Genomic DNA, 15,443 nt, shown 5'->3' with positions numbered 1-15,443 from the left:
CATGATAAAGCGTCTGTTCGCCAAGCATCCCGTCCTCACTACCGCAGGCGCCGTGGCGCTGGGCAGCCTTGGCGTGGGCACCGCACTGTGGGCCTGTGCCGATACCTCGTGCTATCCCGGCTGGCAGCTGGGTGCGCTGGACTATGACTGCGCAGGCCGCGCGCTGATCAGCCCCGGCAACGATACGCGCATCAACATGGTCATGCTGATGCAGAGCGTGCAGCCGGGGGTGGCACTGCCTGCCGAGGCGAAGATTGATCCCAACGATCCGCAGTTCGGCAAGGTGTTCGTGTCGTGGGAAGGCTTGCGCGCTTCGCTGTGGCCTGAGCCGGAGGCGCCCGAGCCGGATTATGACGAGAAGAGGTGCTCTGAGGCTGAGGCGGGTAGTGCCGATTTCCTTGCGGCGCTGGCGGCGGACAAGGGCGTGCCGGCGGGAGAGCGGGCCACGCTGACAGCGCTGCGGGCGACGGCAGGGTGCCATGACGGCGAGTGGAATGACGCGGCAATTTCCAGCCAGCAGGGCCGCGCTTTCCTCTCCTACCTGAAAGCCGCCGATGCCTTCCACAAGGCGGACTATGCGGCAGCAGAAGCGGGGTTTGCCACGCTGGCCAAGGTCGGCAATCCGTGGATTGCCGAGACTGCGCGCTACATGCCGATCCGCACGGGGCTTCGCCGCGCGGCGGCGACGTCGCTGGACGAGTGGGGCGATTTTGCCGGACCGGAAAAGGTGGATCGCGCGGCGCTGACATCGGCGGCACGTGCGATCGATGCCTATCTCGCCGCCTATCCCAAGGGCCGCTATGCCGACTCTGCGCATGGCCTGAAGCGGCGCGTGGCGTGGCTGGGCGGCGATACCGAGGCGCTGGTCGGCACCTACGAGGCGCTGCTCAGGGCGACGCCCGCATCAAGTGTCGAGGCGGCCTATCTCGTTGAGGAAATCGACCGCAAGCTGCTTGATCGCGAGGATGCGGCAGCTGTCGTGGCAAAGCAGGGCAAGGCGCCGCTGCTGCTGGCGCTGGCCGACATGAAGAAGATGCGGCCGGTCTACGACGGGCCAGCGGTGGGGTTGTCTGCCGCAGAGCTTGCGGCGCATAAAGCGCAGCTCTTGGCCTACCCCGATCTCTACGGCCTGCTCGAAGCCACGCGGATCACTTATGCTGGCGAGAATGCGAAGCCGATCCTCTCGATCCTGCCGGATGCGGCGCGGGCGAAGGGGATGACGCCGCTGGCCTTCAGCCGCCAGATGGTGCGCGGGCAGGCGCTCTCGGCCTTGCGCGATCCCAATGAGGCGGGGTTCTGGCGCGAGCTGATCGGCGCGGCGAGCCCGTTCCACCAGCGCCCCTTGGCCGAACTCGGCCTTGCCCTGCGCTGGCAGCGCGACGGGCGCGTGGATCAGGTCTTCGCGCCGGGATCGCCGGTGCAGGAGCAATCGATCCGCGAGGTGCTGTTGCAGACCGTTGCCAGCCCGGAGATCCTGCGCGCCAGCGCGGCCGACGCCTCGCGTTCGGACCATGAGCGCGACGTTGCCCGCTTCGCCCTGCTGCACAAGGACCTGACGCGCGGCGCGTTCGCCGATTTCACGCGCGATGTGGCGCTGGTGCCTGCCGATGCCAACACCGATGGCGGGCTGTGGGGCTTTGCCAGCCAGCAGAGCGTGCCGGTGGGCCTGTTTACCAAGGGCCAGTGGTCGGACGGCTTTGCCTGTCCGGCGATTGCGCAGACCGCCGCCACGCTCGCCCGCAATCCGGCTGACCAACGCGCGCGCCTGTGCCTCGGCGATTTCTGGCGCCTGAACGGCTTTGATGGCTTCGCCCTGCACGCGCCGGGCGATGGCGCGAATATTCTCGGAAGCGCGCCAGACCTTTTCCCCGGCAAGGCCAGCTATCGCGATGCGATCTATGCCGCGATCATCGCTGACAAGGCGGCCCCGGCAGACCTGCGCGCCTATGCGCTCTACCGCGCGGTGCGCTGCTATGCGCCTTCGGGCTACAATGGCTGTGCCGGGCCTGCGCGGAGCACGGCGGAACTCGAGGGGGCGCAGGTGCCGCTGGCCGTGCGCAAGGGCTGGTACGACGAGCTGAAGAAGCGCTACCCGCAAAGCCAGTGGGCCAGGGCGCTGCGCTTCTACTGGTGAACTGGCGCGCGATTGCCTTTGCCGCTGCGCTGCTCCTCGCCGGATGCGAGCGGCAGCCAGACGCGCCGCGCGTGCGGGCCGAAACGGCTGAGGCAGTGTTCGTCTGGCCCGGCGTCCACCCTGCGCCTGAGATAAAGGCGCGCACCGTGTACCTGCTCGATGGCGAAGTGCGGCGCGATGGCGCAGCGCGGCTGCATCGGCTGCGCATGGGCATCCCGCGCTTGCCCGGGCGGACGCTGTGGCTGGTCGTGCGAGCCGAGCGGCTCGACTGGACCGACGCCACCCGAGCCGCGATCCTCGCCGACCTTGCGCAGTGGCGTGCGGCGGGTAACGAGGTGGCGGGCCTGCAGGTCGATTTCGATGCCGCCACCAAGGGCCTGTCAGGCTACGCCGCGTTCCTCAAAGACCTGCACGCCCGCCTGCCCAGGGACGTCCGCCTGTCGATCACCGGCCTGATGGACTGGAGCGCCAATGGCGATCCCCGCGCGCTTGCCCAACTTGCCGGCACGGTCGACGAAGTGGTGATCCAGACCTACCAGGCCCGCTCCACGATCCCCGGCTACGAAGCCTACTTCGCGAAACTGGCAAATTTCCCAATTCCCTTCCGGGTGGCGCTGGTCGAAGGCGGCGAATGGCAAGCCCCACCGGGACTTGAGACCCACCCGATGTTCCGGGGCTACGCGGTGTTCCTGCTGGGGCGCGAGCGGCGTTGGGGGGAGGTCCGGTTTCGGACGCGGCGTAGTTCGGGCTGAATGGCTAGAATGGGGTGGAAAATGGACATTGCTCCGTTGGCTGATTTTCCCGATAGAGCACTGGTGACAGATCAGCTTTACATCTATCTTGCCGAGGCGATTGCGACGGAAGCAACTGATAAGCGGCCCGGCGCCCGCCATGCCTTGATGCTTTACGCCTCCGGGTCCACCATGGACTGGGCTCGGGGCCGAGCAACGAAACATGCAGATGAAGCGGGCTGGCTGCATGTCGAAGTTAAGCGGGAAAAGGAATTGAACCGCGACACCAGCCTCATTGCCGATCCGACGTTAAGAACGGCTGCGGATGCAGCGCTCGCTCGAGGCTCTGCTATCGTCATTTACGGCAACGAAATACCAACCCACAGTTAGCCAATCCAATTGTCCGCAATGGCGTCGTATGCGGAACGGCGGCTTTTCAAGTAGGAGTTCGCCATAGCCGCCGATCCTCCCTTTTCATCGCTGGTGCAAAGGAGGGCGCGGAAAGGACTGGTTGCCACCCCTCCGTCAGTCCTTCGGATTGGCACCTTCTTTGGCCTTCGCGAGGACGGGGAGGATCAGAGATCTTCGAAGGCGGCTCAGGGCCGCCCGCAGATGCAGGTTGCGTGCGGCGTCGATTGCGGCCAGACCTTCGCTCCATGCAACCTCATGTCATCGCAGCCGTCCTGTGGGCCCTGATCCTTGGCGGGGCGGGTGGGGTCCTGACCGAGATCGGGCCGTGGTATCGCAATCTGAAGAAGCCTTCCTGGCAGCCGCCCGACTGGCTGTTCGGCCCGGCGTGGACGGTGATCCTGGGGCTTGCCGCCTGGGCGGCGGTGCTGAGCTGGGATGGTGCCAGTGACGAGGCCGGGCGGATGACGGTCATCGCGCTGTTCGCCGTGAACTTCGTGTGCCACTTCCTGTGGTCGCCGCTTTTCTTTGCGCGCAAGCGGCCCGACTGGGCGCTGATCGAGGTGGTGCCGCTGTGGCTTTCGGTACTGGCGCTGTGCGTCATGCTGCGGCCGTTCTCGGTGCTGGCGAGCTGGCTGATCGTGCCCTATCTTGCGTGGGTGAGCTTTGCCGCCTGCCTCAACCTTGTCATCGTCCGGCTGAACCGGCCTTTCGGCAACGTGAGAGAAATCTCGTAGACGTGTGAATTGTCGCACATTCTTCTGCGACGAAGCGAGCTAATCAGCCCTTGCGACCCGAAGGGCTCTGCCAGTCAGAGTTCCTGAACTTCAAGGGGACGGCGCGAGCGATCGCACCGTCCCCCTTTTTTGCAGGCGTTCCGTAACAACGCCGAGGTCCCCGCTCCAAAATCCATTCAGGCGCGGGGACGCCGGGTTTTTGTCACGCGGCGAGCGCCAGGTCCTTGGTATCCTTCGTGGTGGGCACGAAGGGCAGGTAGGAGACGCGGTAGCGCACGGCGAAGGTGATCTGGTGATCGCCTGCGGCAAGTTCGCCGTTGAGCACGATGATCCGGGCCTTTTCGCCGAAGTTCCAGCGATCGTCGTAAACGGTTTCCATCTCGTCGAGCGTGTAGGTGTTGCCGTGCGCGGAGAAGCGCACGGTTTCACGCGGCTGCACGACGCCGTCGACGGTGACCTGGATGTCCTCGATCATCGAGAGGCCGAGGCCGCGGTAGTAAGGCAGGCGCCCGAGGAAGGAAAAGCCGCCGTCCTCGCTGCGGAGGCTGCCCTCGACGATCATCTTGTTGTCCATCATGGGAAGAGTCTCCTTATTCTGCAGCTTCGGCCATGGCTTCCGCATCGGCGCAAGCCGTGGGCGAGGTCTTGATCGCGGGGTCCTGCGCTTCGCCGAGAAGGCGGGCGAGCATGACCTGCTGGCGGCGGACCTGTTCGACCGAATCCGGCTCCTGCGCGTCCTCGATCCAGCGGTTGCCTTCGTATTCCGAGCAGATGTAGCCGTCGTAGCCGCCCTGGTTCAGCACTTCGACGATCTTGTCGTAGGGGATCGAGGGTTCCACGTAGTCTTCGTTCATCTGGTAGAACTTGCCGTGGATGTTGTGGATGCGCGGCATGTAGTCGAGCATGCGCTTGGGCTCATAGGCGGCGTTGTGGCGCATGGTTTCGGCCATGGCGATGGCAGGGCCGGTGCCGCCCATCTCCTGCACGTTCAGGATGACGTATTCCGAAAGAACGCGGTCTTCATAGGCCTTCACGATGTAATCCGCGATGTTCTTCGGCACGCCAAGCCGCATGAACCGTTCAGTGAACACCGGCGGGAAGGCGTGGAGGAACATGCCCATGTCGGGCAGGAAGCCGAGCGCGTCCGAACCGGACTTCTCGAAGGCTTCGGCGTGACGGATGATCCAGGGGTGATCGAAGTGCAGCGGGGCGTGGACCTCGATGAGGATCTTGATGCCCTTTTCCTCGGCATAAGGCGCGGCGGCAACCAGTACTTCGGGCGCGATCGAGACGAGGGCGCGGATGTACTTCGCGCCAAGACGGGCGCCGAAGTCGATGTCCTTCTTCACGCTGGCGACCTGCTCTTCCAGAGGCATCAGGCGGCCCTTGTAGCGCTTGTAGTCCAGCATGAAGTCATGACAGACGGCGGTGCAATCATACTGCGAGATAATGCGGTGCCAGTTTTCGATCTCGGCATCGGCCACGCCATATTCGGGCCAGCCCCAGAACGACTGTTCGCCGATGACCTCGATGCCCTTGGCGCCGAGTTCGGCGCTGGTGCGGATGCAGTCCTCGAGGGTCATCTTACCCTGGAAGGTCTCGTTCTGGTAGGAATAGAGGCTCACGCCCCTCTTGATCTTGGACACATGTCACCTCTTGGCGGGGTTGTTGCGGATAGCCGGCACAGGCTCGATCGAAATGCCGAGTTAGCGTTGCGGACAGGGCGGGAAGGGGCGTGCAAGATAGCGCAGGCCTTTCGCTCTCTCCTGGGGTCTGCCGCCCCTTATTGGAATGGATATTCTAACAATATGCGGCGTCCGTCAAGTCCTGCTTGACCATCGTTTTAGAATCACCATACTTATTCTGAATCCGCGATGCCGCGCATGATGCGGTGCTGCCCGAAAAGACTGCAAAGGGAGATGGAGATGAACGCAAAGACGTTGCGCCGGGCCATGATCGGCCTTCTGGCAAGTGCCGCGCTGGCAGGTCCGGTAATGGCAGGTCCGGCCGCTGCAAAGGACGATCTGGCCGCGATCAAGGCCGAGATGCAGGTGCTGAAGGCGCAGGTCGAAGGTGCGCGCGACCGGGCGGCGGTGGAAAACCTGTTCTCGCGCTACATGTACCTGCACAATGCCTTCCGCGATACCGACATCATCCCGCTGTGGGCGAAGAAGGGCACGCCGGGCGTACGCTCGCAGTACAGCAACCTTGGCGTCTACACCGATTGGGACAAGATCATGTCCTACCACCAGGGCCGTCCCGCGCCGGTCAGCAAGCTGGTGTTCCACTATGTGACGACGCCGGTGATCGAAGTGGCTGGCGATGGCCAGACCGCCAAGGGCCTGTGGATCGTCAACGGGCTGGAATCGGGCCTGGTCGATGTCGACAAGGCCAAGAACATGCCTGCCTGGATGTTCGAGAAGGATCTCGTGCAGGGCAAGAAGGTGTGGATGCACAACGTCTACCTCAAGTACGGGGTCGACTTCATCAAGCAGGACGGCCAGTGGAAAATCTGGCACTTCCACTGCTTCGAGGTGGCCCGCGCGCCCTATGGCATGGGCTGGATTCCCTTTGCTGCTGTCGCTCAGGACGATGCCTTCAACGTTGACCTGATGTATGTGGGCGAGGACGGCAAGCCGGTGTTCATGCCCAAGGTCGATGGGCCCGCCACGGTGCTTTCCAACACCTACCGCACCGATACCTCGCAGAAGCTCGAGGCGCGTCCGCCCGAACCGTATCGCACCTTCAGCGAAACCTTCGAGTACTGACCTGCATGATGCGGATCGCGGGCCCTGTCGGGGCGTTCGCCCTTGCTTTTGCGGCGAACGTCTCCTTTGCGCAGACCGTGGTGGCGACCAGCGGCGGCGCGGTCCGCGGGACGGTGAAGGGGGGCGCCGAGGCTTTCCTCGGCATCCCCTATGCCGCGCCGCCGGTGGGGCCGCTGCGCTGGCGCGAGCCGCAGGGGGCGGCTCCGTGGCAAGGCGTGCGCGAGGCATCTGCGTTCGGGCCGGTGTGCCAGCAGGGCGTACCGGCGCCGTGGGGCCCCTATACAGCTGAGTTCCTTGCCGCGCCGCCGATGAGCGAGGACTGCCTGACGCTCAATATCTGGCGTCCGCAGCATGCGGTAAAGAAGTTGCCGGTGCTGGTGTTCATCCACGGCGGCGGTTTTGGCGGCGGGGCGGGCAGCCTGCCGATCTATGACGGGGCGAAGCTTGCCGCGCGGGGCGCGATCGTCGTCACGATCAACTATCGCGTCGGCGTACTGGGCTTCATGGCGCATCCGGCGCTCACGGCGGAATCGCCGCTGGGGTCTTCGGGCAATTACGGACTGCTGGATCAGATCGCCGCGCTGAAATGGGTGCGCGCCAATGCTGCGGCATTCGGTGGCGACGCGGCCAACGTGACCGTTTCGGGCGAGAGCGCGGGCGCGGCTTCGGTGGCGGACCTGATGGTATCACCGATGGCCAAGGGCCTGTTCGACAAGGCGATCGCCTTCAGCGGCGCCAGCATGGCAGTGGATGTGCCGCCGCTGGCGAAGAACGAGCAGATCGGGGCAGAGCTTGCGGCCAAGCTGGGCAAGGCGAGCATCGCGGAAATGCGCGAGGTTCCTGCCGAGGCGCTGATCGAGGCGACGCGCTATGTGCCGGGCGCCAGCAGCGGTCCGCCGCCGCTGCGGTTCGTGCCCAATGTCGATGGCAAGGTGGTGCCGTTCGATCCGGTCCGGGCGAGCGGCCCGGTGGTTAGCCCGGTGCCCTTGATCACCGGGTACAACAGTGCCGAGATGATCGATCCTTCGGTGCGGACGCCGGCGCAGTTCGAGGCGGCGGTGCGGGCACGCTATGGCGCGTTCGCGGACCGTCTGCTGGCGCTCTATCCGCATGCGACCGAGGCGGAAGCGATTGCATCGAACACGCTGATCGCGCGCGATCGCTACATGGCAGGGCTGCTGCTGTGGGCGAAGGAGCGCACGCGCAGTGCGCGGCAACCGGTTTTCGCCTATGTCTATGACCACGCCTATCCGGCGGTGCGGGGCGGGCAATCGTGGGGAGCCTTCCACTCCTCGCAATTGCCCTATGTGTTCGGCAACATCGGGATCGGCGATCGGACGTGGACGGCGGCTGACAGGCGCATTGTGCGGCAGTGGCAGGACCGCCTGCTGGCCTTCATGCGCAGCGGCGCGCCGGGCGCAGGATGGGCCCAGGTGGGCCCGGCGACGAGCGGCGTGATGGGGCTGGGGGACCGTGAAGCGATGCGGCCGGCCGTATCCTCGACCGAACGGCTCGAGGCGTTCAAGGCCTATGCTGCAAGTGGTAGCAAGCTGGGGCTGATGTGAAGCGCCCGTGAAAGGAGTCCTGCCATGCGCAACCGCTTGATCTTGCGAATTTTCATAGGACTTGCCGCATTTGCCGTGGCGTCGATGCCTTCGGCAGCAAGAACTTCCGGAGCAAACGGGGCGGGGCAGGCCTGGCGCGATGCCTTCCAGTCCAGCCCGGCAACCTACGAGGCGCCTTCGGAAGCGTTCCTGCGTTTTGCCGACGAGCATTGGAACGTCAAAGGCGAGGAACTGCGCCGCAATCTGTTGCCGCAGCCGGTGACAGGGACCGTGCGCTACCGGGTGACCATACAGGCCGACGGCGCACAGATCCGCGTAAGGCTATCCAACGAAGAGGGGTCGAAGCCGCTTCAGATCGCTGCTGCATCGGTCGGCATTGCGGCAGCCGGCTTTGACGCGCGCCCCGGCAGCCTGCGCAGATTGACTTTCTCGGGTGCCAGCCAGACCGCAATGGCCGTTGGCGCGCCGCTCGTAAGCGATCCCGTTGACCTCAAGGTGAAGGCGGGGGCCGAGCTCGTCGTCAGCGTGGATCTCGCCGGGCCGATGATGAACGAAGGCCGCGGCGGCGCCGGGTTCGTGGTGGCGAAGGGCGGACAGGCGATGGAGCCCGTGCTTGGCGGGGCAACTGTCCTGACCGGGAGGCCGCTGGTTACGGGCGTTTCCGTGCTCGGCGAAACTGCTGTGAACGTTGTCGTCGCCTTTGGTGATTCGATTACCGATGGCAACCGCGCCACTCCCGGTGCGTTGCACGGATGGCCCGAAATTCTGGCGCGCAGGCTGAATGCGCGCAAGGGCGCCAGGCGCTATTCCGTGATCAATGCCGGGATTGCCGGCAACCGCGTTCTCGCCCCCGGCTGGGGAGCAGCCGCGCTGGCCCGGTTCGATCGCGACGTGCTGCGCATCGAAGGCCTTTCGCACGTGATAATGCTCGAGGGCATCAACGACATCAATTTTTCCGGCAAGGGCCCGTTCGGCGACAATCCGGAAATCACCAGCGCCGACCTGATCGGCGGCTATCGCCAGATCATTGCCCGCGCCCACGCGCGTGGCGTGAAGGTCTATCTTGCCACGCTTACGCCCAGCCCGGGCGATGCGGCGACGTCGACCCTGCAGAAAAGGGCTCTGCGCGAGGAGGTCAATCGCTGGATACGCAGTTCCGCAGAGCCCGATGCGGTCATCGATTTCGACGCGATGGTCCGCGATCCTGCAGCGCCCGACCGGTTCGCCGCGCCCCATGATTCAGGTGATCACCTGCATCCCAGCGACGCCGGCCATCAGGCGATGGGAGAAGGCATGGACCTGGCTCTCTTTCCGTAGTGTTCTTCAGCGCTAAGTAATTCCCGTGCATCAAGAAAGCTTCACTTTTAGACATTTAACTTAGGCAAGGCATGCTCGCCACGATCGAGGAGTCTGTCTTGCCGAATAAGAGCCTGCACCCCGGTCGCTATGCGCAGATGCTTGCGCGGTCCGCTACTGCCGCCATCTGCGCCGGGCCTGACAACCTGATCCTTTCGTGGAATTCCGCGGCCGAGCAGTTGTTCGGCTTCAGCGCGGAGCAGGCGATCGGCAAGCCGCTGACGATCATCATGCCGGAGCGCTACCACGCCGCGCACGAGGCGGGATTGGCCCGCGCCGTAAAGAGCGGCAAGGCGCGGTTGGCGGGCAAGGCCATCGAGATGCTGGTGCGCCATGCCGACGGACATGAAATCCCGGTCGACCTTTCGCTGTCGATGTGGGAGGAGAAAGGCCAGCCGATGTTCGGCGCGCTGATCCGCGACATCACCGATCGGCAGGCGGCCAAGCGCCGGCTCGAGCATCTCGCCCATTGCGACACGCTGACATCCTTGCCCAACCGCAATGCCTTGAACGCCCGGCTGGAGGAAGCGATCGCGCGCGGCTCCTGCGCGCTGATGCTGCTTGACCTCGACGGGTTCAAGGACATCAACGACACGCTGGGCCATAGCGTAGGCGATCTGCTGCTGGCTGATGTGGCGCGGCGGATGGAAGGCTGCGTGGGCGATGCCGACATGGTGGCGCGGTTCGGCGGCGACGAGTTTGCCATCGTCCTGTCCGATTGCAGCAATCCGCTGCGGATCGATTCGCTGTGCCGTGCAATCTTCGAAAGTCTCGCCACCCCGTTCCAGATCAACGGCAAGAACGTGTTTGTCGGCACCAGCATCGGCATCGCGCTGGCGCCGAAGGATGCATCGACGGTGGACCAGCTGTTGTCGCGCGCGGACCTTGCGCTCTACAGCGCCAAGGCCGAGCACGGGGCGCAGCGCAAGTATTACCTGCCGACGATGCACAACCGCTCGGAGCAGCGCCAGAGGCTGGGCGCGGAACTGCGCGAGGCCTTGCCGCAAGGGCAGTTCGTGCTGCACTTCCAGCCGCAGGTCTCGCTCGAAGACAAGGCGCTGCTGGGCGTGGAGGCGCTGCTGCGGTGGAAGCACCCGCAGTTCGGATTGCTGCACCCCGATGCCTTCCTTTCGGTTCTGGATGACAGCGTTGTAGCCGAGGACGTGGGCGACTGGGTGATCGACGAGGCCTGCCGCGTGGCCAGTTCTTGGCGCAGCGCCGGGCTTGGCGAAGTGCGCATGGCGGTGAACCTGTTTGCGGCGCAGTTGCGCTCGCCCCGGCTCTATGGCGTGATCGGCGAAGCCTGCCGCAAGCATCGCATCGCGCCCACGCAGCTGGAAATCGAGATCACCGAGAACATCGTGATCAAGCACAACGACGAAGTTGCCACGATGCTCAAGCGCCTGAAGACGCTGGGCGTGGACATTGCCTTCGACGATTTCGGAACCGGGTATGCCTCGCTCAGCCTGCTGCAGCGCTATCCGCTGGATCGGCTCAAGATCGACCGCTGCTTCGTTGAAGCGATCCATCGTTCGGATGCAGATGCCGCGATTGTCGATGCGGTGCTGCAGATGGCGCGCACGCTTGGCCTGGAAGTGATCGCCGAAGGGGTGGAAACGCGCGAGCAGGAACGGGTGCTGCGCGAACTTGGCTGCAAGGAAGCGCAAGGGTTCCTCTATGGACGGGCCGTTGCGGCGGACGAGATCGCGCGCCTGTTCGCGCCCGTTCCGCAAGCGCGGGTGGCTGCTGCAAGGTAGGGCAGCGCGGCAGGCTGGGAGAGGGGTAGGTTGCCATTTTTTGCCATGCAATCTATCTTGGCGGCATGTCTTCGATGAACATTTCGCTGCCAGACGCCTTGAAGTCTTTCGTTGACGCCCAGGTTGCAAGCCGGGGGTTCGGCACGAACAGCGAATACGTCCGCGAGCTGATCCGCAAGGACCAGGACGTGCAGCGACTGCGGGGGATGATTCTGGATGGCGCGGCCTCGCCAATTGCGGGCGAGGTGGATGAGGCCTACTTCGACGGATTGCGAAAGCTGGCGCGGGACAGCGTCGGCAGCTGAGCAGAAGCGGGCCGATGCGCCGTCTGGTTTTCCATGAGCTGGCAGACAAGGATGCCCGGCGCGCTACGGAAGACTATGCCCTGACAGCCGGGCTGGATGTTGCCCTGCGCTTTGTCTACAGATTGCAGGATACATATGCGTCGATCGCTCGTGCGCCGGACGGAGGTTCACCGCGGTGGGCTTACGAGTTGTCGGTGCCGGGTCTTCGTTCGAGAAGCGTAAAGGGATTTCCCTGGGCGGCTTTCTATCTTGTGGCGGAGGATCGCATCGAAATCCTCCGCCTGCTTCATCTGCAGAGCGACATCCCTGCATGGCTCGCCGCCGATCCAGAAGCGTGAATTGCCAAGCCGCGGTCAGGGCCTGGTCGGATAGTCCTTCGCTTCTTCCAGTACGGGCAGGGTGACCTTGCCGGTGGCGGCCCATTCGGTGCCGCGCAGGATCAGGGTCTGCAGCGGCTGGAAGTGGAGCGAGACTTCATCGTGGCCAAGCGTGATCGAGAAGACGCGGCCCTTGCCGTAGTCGGCGGTCCAGACCTGAGGGTGATCGGCGTCGATGCCTTTCATGGCTTTGAGCTTTTCGGGCGTATAGGCGGCGGCGGGATACTTGGGGCCGGTCAGCTTCGGGTCATAGGCGGCGGCGGAATCGTGAGCGGTGGCGAGGACGTGGATCTTCGCATCCGGGTCCATGCCCATGTTGGTGTACATGTCGTCGTTGTAGGTCCAGATGAATTCGCGCATGCCCGCAGTGATCGGGTGGGTGCGGTCAACCAGATGGACGGGGAAGGCACCCGGAGGGGCACGGCGGCTGGTGCCGGGTTCCATCGCGCCGCCGATCAGCTTCTTGTATTCGGGTATGTCCCGCCCCCAGGTGAAGCTGGAGTGATAGGCGACGAGCCCGCCGCCTTCGCGCACGTACTGGTAGAGCGCCTTGAAGGCGCTGTCCGACCACACCTTCTGCACCGGATCGGCATAGTTCCAGCGGCTGGAATAGTTGAGCAGGACGACGTCGTACTGCTTTAGCGTTTCCAGCGTGCCGTTGTCGAAATCCTCGGTCACGCGAACGTCGAAGCGCTTGGTATCCTGCATCATGGTGCGCAGCATGTTGTTCACGCCGGTCCAGTCATGCTCGTAGGAATTGCGGCCCGAAATGATGAGGACCTTGAGGCGGTTCTCGGCCGGGTTCACCGGGATGGCGACGCGCTGCACGGTTTCGGGCGGGCGGTAATCGATGGTGACGATGACCTGCGCGGCGGCAGGCACGGCCCAGAATGCGACGGGGCAGGCCGCAAGCAGGGCGGCTGTGATCTTCTTCATGAGGTTCTCCCTTATTCCGCCGCTGCGGGCTGGCGCGCGGCGATGTCGTTGCGGATGGTTTCGTGCAGGCCGTCCATCGGCCACATCAGGACGACCACGGTCTGCAGGCCGAGCAGGACGACGGCGCTGCCGTAGTAGGTCCAGCGGATCGCTTCGCGCGCGGCATCAGTCACGGCATCGGGCACATAGCCTGCCGCGCCGAGCATGAAGGCGAAGCCTGCGGTGCCCACTGCCATGCCGACCTTGGTGGAGAGGCTGATCCCTGCCGAAAGCAGGCCCTCGCGCCGGGTGCCGAACTTCCATTCATGGTAATCCACCGTCTCGGCGATCATCGCGAAGGCGGCGGTAATGGTGATGGACGTAGCAAGGCAGGCGGCGATGTAGAGGCTGAGGAAGGCGGCAGTGTTGTCCTGCGCCAGCGGGAGCACAGCGAAGATCACGGCGGCGAGCGCGAGGACGAAGGCGCTGCCCTTCCTGATGCCGGTGCGGGCAAGGATCGGCGGGGCGACGAACGAGGACAGCAGCAGCATCCCCGAGACGGCAGGCAGCATGACCGAGATCAGCCAGGGCTGGCGCATCACGTCGATCGCGAAATAGGCGGTCGCGCTCATCATCAGGCCGAAGCGGATGAAATAGAGCAGGCACGAGGCGAAGACGACGAGCCAAGCCTTGTTTTGCAGCATTTCCTTGACGGCAGGGCCGATGGCGAAATCGGGCGAGGAGCCGTCCTCGAAGCGCTCCTTGCAGTTGGCGAAGAGCGCGAGCGTTGCGGCAAAGCCGATCGCGGCAAAGAGCATCGCGACGTACTGGAAGCCCTTGTTCTGGTCTTCCCCGCCGAAAACCCCGACCAGCGGCATGACGGCAGCGGTGCCGAGCACGACCGAGATCGAGGTGCCGACGCCGCGCATGCCGGACAGCTTGAGTCGCTGCTTCGGGTCCAGGGTCATCATCGGCATCAGCGCGGTATAGGGGATCGCCTGGACCGACATCAGGATGCCCAAGGCCTTGAACGTGACGAAGGCATAGACCAGCTGCGCGCTGTCGCTCCAGTCGGGCACGTGGAACAGCGCGACGGTGAGCAGCGCATAGGGCAGGGCGGTGAACAGGAAATAGCCGCGCGTGCGGCCCCATCGGCTGCGGGTCTTGTCGACCATGATGCCGACCACCGGATCGATGATGGCATCGAGCAGGCGCGCGATCAGGAAGATGGTACCCACCCCTGCCGCCGGCATGCCGACGACATTGGTGTAATAGAACAGCAGGAACCCGCTGGCCATGTTGTAGGCAAGGCTGGTGCCCATGTCGCCCATGCCGTAGCTGAGGCGTTCGGCGAAGCTCAACTTTTCGTTTGCCACATCCCTCTCCCGGACCGCAGCGTTACAGTTTGCTCAGAGCGCCAGCGTCTTGCGGGTCAGCTCGAGCGACTGGTCCATCGGCAGGGTGGGAAAATACTCCATGCCGATGCTGCCCTTGTAGCCAAGGCTTTCGAGCGTTCCCATCACATGGCCCCAGTCAACCGTGCCGGTGCCGGGTTCGTTGCGGTCGTCCATGTCGGCCACCTGCACATGGGCGACGAGGTGGATGCGGCCTTTCAGAACGTCGGCAATATCCTCGCCCATCACGGCGCTGTGCCAGACATCGTAGAGCAGGCGCAGGTTGGGGCTGCCGACCGCTTCGACAAGGTCCAGCCCGAGCGTGGTGCTGACAAGGTACATTGCCGAGAACAGGCGGGTGTTGAGTGGTTCGAGCAGGAGGGTGACGCCTGCTGCTTCCGCAAGCGCGGCGGCTTCCTTCAATGCGGCGACGGCGTTGGCGAAGTGGTCTTCCTCGCTCATGCCTTCGACCTTGAAGCCCGATGCGACGATCAGCGGTGGTTTGCCGAGGGGGGCAGTGGCTTCGATGGTCTCGCGCACGGCCTGCACCATCTCGGCGCGTTCGGCCGGATCGACGATGGAGCGGCGCGGATCGACGCAGATGCCGGTGAGCGTGACGCCGGTTTCGGCAAGGGCCGCGCCGATGGCTTCGACGGGCTTGTCCCGCCAGAGGTGGAATTCGACCAGGTCGAAACCGCCAGCCTTGGCGGCGCGGATACGCTGGGCAAGGTCACCGGCTTCGGCGAACTGCCATTCGATGCAGGATGAAAGCGGATAAGCAGCAGGCACGTCGATCTCCCAATCGGCGGCCCCGCACCATGCGGTGCGTTTGCCTGGCGGCAGAAAGGGCCGCTACTTTATTGGAATGCATGTTCGCATTCTCTCGGGCCTAGGTCAAGAGGGCTCCGCCGAATGCGGCAGCAACACTAAGACATAATGCAGACCGGGGTTTGACAAATAGAATCTATATTCCAGAATAAGCCTTCGCATTCCGGC

Annotated in this window: 15 protein-coding genes; 10 read left to right on the top strand and 5 right to left on the bottom strand. The window is 64.4% G+C overall.

The window, feature by feature from the left end:
• Position 1: 1 nt before the first annotated feature.
• The 4 genes from NJ75_RS14705 (at position 2) to NJ75_RS14690 (ending at position 4,010) form a co-directional block, all read left to right on the top strand.
• A complete protein-coding gene (locus NJ75_RS14705) occupies positions 2 to 2,134 on the top strand; it encodes a hypothetical protein (RefSeq protein ID WP_039335725.1) in 2,133 nt (710 codons plus the stop codon).
• Entirely contained in the window at positions 2,131 to 2,886 is a 756-nt protein-coding gene (locus tag NJ75_RS14700; RefSeq protein ID WP_236727155.1) for a DUF3142 domain-containing protein, read from the top strand. The genes NJ75_RS14705 and NJ75_RS14700 overlap by 4 nt, the downstream gene beginning before the upstream one ends.
• A gap of 21 nt (positions 2,887 to 2,907) precedes the next feature.
• On the top strand, positions 2,908 to 3,255 hold the full coding sequence (locus tag NJ75_RS14695; RefSeq protein ID WP_156135811.1) for a hypothetical protein: 348 nt from the start codon (positions 2,908 to 2,910) through the stop codon (positions 3,253 to 3,255).
• Positions 3,256 to 3,521: 266 nt separating this feature from the next.
• The gene (locus tag NJ75_RS14690) at positions 3,522 to 4,010 is read left to right on the top strand and encodes a TspO/MBR family protein (RefSeq protein WP_039335721.1); all 489 of its coding nucleotides are present in this window, start codon (positions 3,522 to 3,524) and stop codon (positions 4,008 to 4,010) included.
• A 202-nt stretch (positions 4,011 to 4,212) separates the two neighbouring features.
• Here the strand turns inward: NJ75_RS14690 and NJ75_RS14685 are convergent, their stop codons facing one another.
• Both NJ75_RS14685 and NJ75_RS14680 read right to left on the bottom strand, forming a co-directional pair.
• Complete coding sequence (locus tag NJ75_RS14685; RefSeq protein ID WP_052242524.1) at positions 4,213 to 4,587, bottom strand: C-glycoside deglycosidase beta subunit domain-containing protein; 375 nt, start codon at positions 4,585 to 4,587, stop codon at positions 4,213 to 4,215.
• 13 nt (positions 4,588 to 4,600) lie between these two features.
• Entirely contained in the window at positions 4,601 to 5,593 is a 993-nt protein-coding gene (locus tag NJ75_RS14680) for a sugar phosphate isomerase/epimerase family protein (protein WP_082013409.1), read from the bottom strand.
• A gap of 342 nt (positions 5,594 to 5,935) precedes the next feature.
• On the opposite strand from NJ75_RS14680, the gene NJ75_RS14675 reads away from it, so the two are divergent.
• From NJ75_RS14675 to NJ75_RS14650, 6 genes are all read left to right on the top strand, one after another.
• The gene (locus NJ75_RS14675; RefSeq protein WP_082013408.1) at positions 5,936 to 6,778 is read left to right on the top strand and encodes a nuclear transport factor 2 family protein; all 843 of its coding nucleotides are present in this window, start codon (positions 5,936 to 5,938) and stop codon (positions 6,776 to 6,778) included.
• 5 nt (positions 6,779 to 6,783) lie between these two features.
• Entirely contained in the window at positions 6,784 to 8,343 is a 1,560-nt protein-coding gene (locus tag NJ75_RS14670; protein WP_039335718.1) for a carboxylesterase/lipase family protein, read from the top strand.
• Between the two features lie 24 nt (positions 8,344 to 8,367).
• Complete coding sequence (locus tag NJ75_RS14665) at positions 8,368 to 9,660, top strand: SGNH/GDSL hydrolase family protein (RefSeq protein WP_039335717.1); 1,293 nt, start codon at positions 8,368 to 8,370, stop codon at positions 9,658 to 9,660.
• Positions 9,661 to 9,758: 98 nt separating this feature from the next.
• Positions 9,759 to 11,456, top strand: a complete 1,698-nt coding sequence (locus NJ75_RS14660; RefSeq protein WP_169745727.1) for a putative bifunctional diguanylate cyclase/phosphodiesterase — start codon at positions 9,759 to 9,761, stop codon at positions 11,454 to 11,456.
• Positions 11,457 to 11,521: 65 nt separating this feature from the next.
• Positions 11,522 to 11,761, top strand: coding sequence for a ribbon-helix-helix domain-containing protein (locus NJ75_RS14655; protein ID WP_039335715.1), 240 nt, complete (start codon positions 11,522 to 11,524; stop codon positions 11,759 to 11,761).
• 14 nt (positions 11,762 to 11,775) lie between these two features.
• A complete protein-coding gene (locus NJ75_RS14650) occupies positions 11,776 to 12,099 on the top strand; it encodes a type II toxin-antitoxin system RelE/ParE family toxin (protein WP_039335713.1) in 324 nt (107 codons plus the stop codon).
• A gap of 15 nt (positions 12,100 to 12,114) precedes the next feature.
• Here the strand turns inward: NJ75_RS14650 and NJ75_RS14645 are convergent, their stop codons facing one another.
• The 3 genes from NJ75_RS14645 to NJ75_RS14635 are packed head-to-tail and all read right to left on the bottom strand — an operon-like array spanning position 12,115 to position 15,236.
• Positions 12,115 to 13,074, bottom strand: a complete 960-nt coding sequence (locus NJ75_RS14645) for a ThuA domain-containing protein (RefSeq protein WP_039335711.1) — start codon at positions 13,072 to 13,074, stop codon at positions 12,115 to 12,117.
• Positions 13,075 to 13,085: 11 nt separating this feature from the next.
• A complete protein-coding gene (locus NJ75_RS14640) occupies positions 13,086 to 14,429 on the bottom strand; it encodes an MFS transporter (protein ID WP_039335708.1) in 1,344 nt (447 codons plus the stop codon).
• 33 nt (positions 14,430 to 14,462) lie between these two features.
• Positions 14,463 to 15,236 carry a TIM barrel protein gene (locus NJ75_RS14635; RefSeq protein WP_039335706.1) on the bottom strand — a complete coding sequence of 258 codons (774 nt, stop codon included), beginning with the start codon at positions 15,234 to 15,236 and terminating at the stop codon, positions 14,463 to 14,465.
• Positions 15,237 to 15,443 lie beyond the last annotated feature (207 nt).

Origin of the sequence: Novosphingobium subterraneum, from assembly GCF_000807925.1 — a bacterium.
GTDB classification, from domain to species: domain Bacteria; phylum Pseudomonadota; class Alphaproteobacteria; order Sphingomonadales; family Sphingomonadaceae; genus Novosphingobium; species Novosphingobium subterraneum.
This window is presented reverse-complemented; position numbering and strand designations above follow the sequence as displayed.

What these genes read in the sequence shown, in the direction of transcription:
- NJ75_RS14705 (WP_039335725.1), top strand. Translation starts at nt 2, where the DNA reads ATGATAAAGCGTCTGTTCGCCAAGCATCCCGTCCTCACTACCGCAGGC.
- NJ75_RS14695 (WP_156135811.1), top strand. Translation starts at nt 2,908, where the DNA reads ATGGACATTGCTCCGTTGGCTGATTTTCCCGATAGAGCACTGGTGACA.
- NJ75_RS14690 (WP_039335721.1), top strand. Translation starts at nt 3,522, where the DNA reads ATGCAACCTCATGTCATCGCAGCCGTCCTGTGGGCCCTGATCCTTGGC.
- NJ75_RS14685 (WP_052242524.1), bottom strand. Translation starts at nt 4,587, where the DNA reads ATGATGGACAACAAGATGATCGTCGAGGGCAGCCTCCGCAGCGAGGAC.
- NJ75_RS14680 (WP_082013409.1), bottom strand. Translation starts at nt 5,593, where the DNA reads ATGACCCTCGAGGACTGCATCCGCACCAGCGCCGAACTCGGCGCCAAG.
- NJ75_RS14675 (WP_082013408.1), top strand. Translation starts at nt 5,936, where the DNA reads ATGAACGCAAAGACGTTGCGCCGGGCCATGATCGGCCTTCTGGCAAGT.
- NJ75_RS14670 (WP_039335718.1), top strand. Translation starts at nt 6,784, where the DNA reads ATGATGCGGATCGCGGGCCCTGTCGGGGCGTTCGCCCTTGCTTTTGCG.
- NJ75_RS14665 (WP_039335717.1), top strand. Translation starts at nt 8,368, where the DNA reads ATGCGCAACCGCTTGATCTTGCGAATTTTCATAGGACTTGCCGCATTT.
- NJ75_RS14655 (WP_039335715.1), top strand. Translation starts at nt 11,522, where the DNA reads ATGTCTTCGATGAACATTTCGCTGCCAGACGCCTTGAAGTCTTTCGTT.
- NJ75_RS14650 (WP_039335713.1), top strand. Translation starts at nt 11,776, where the DNA reads ATGCGCCGTCTGGTTTTCCATGAGCTGGCAGACAAGGATGCCCGGCGC.
- NJ75_RS14645 (WP_039335711.1), bottom strand. Translation starts at nt 13,074, where the DNA reads ATGAAGAAGATCACAGCCGCCCTGCTTGCGGCCTGCCCCGTCGCATTC.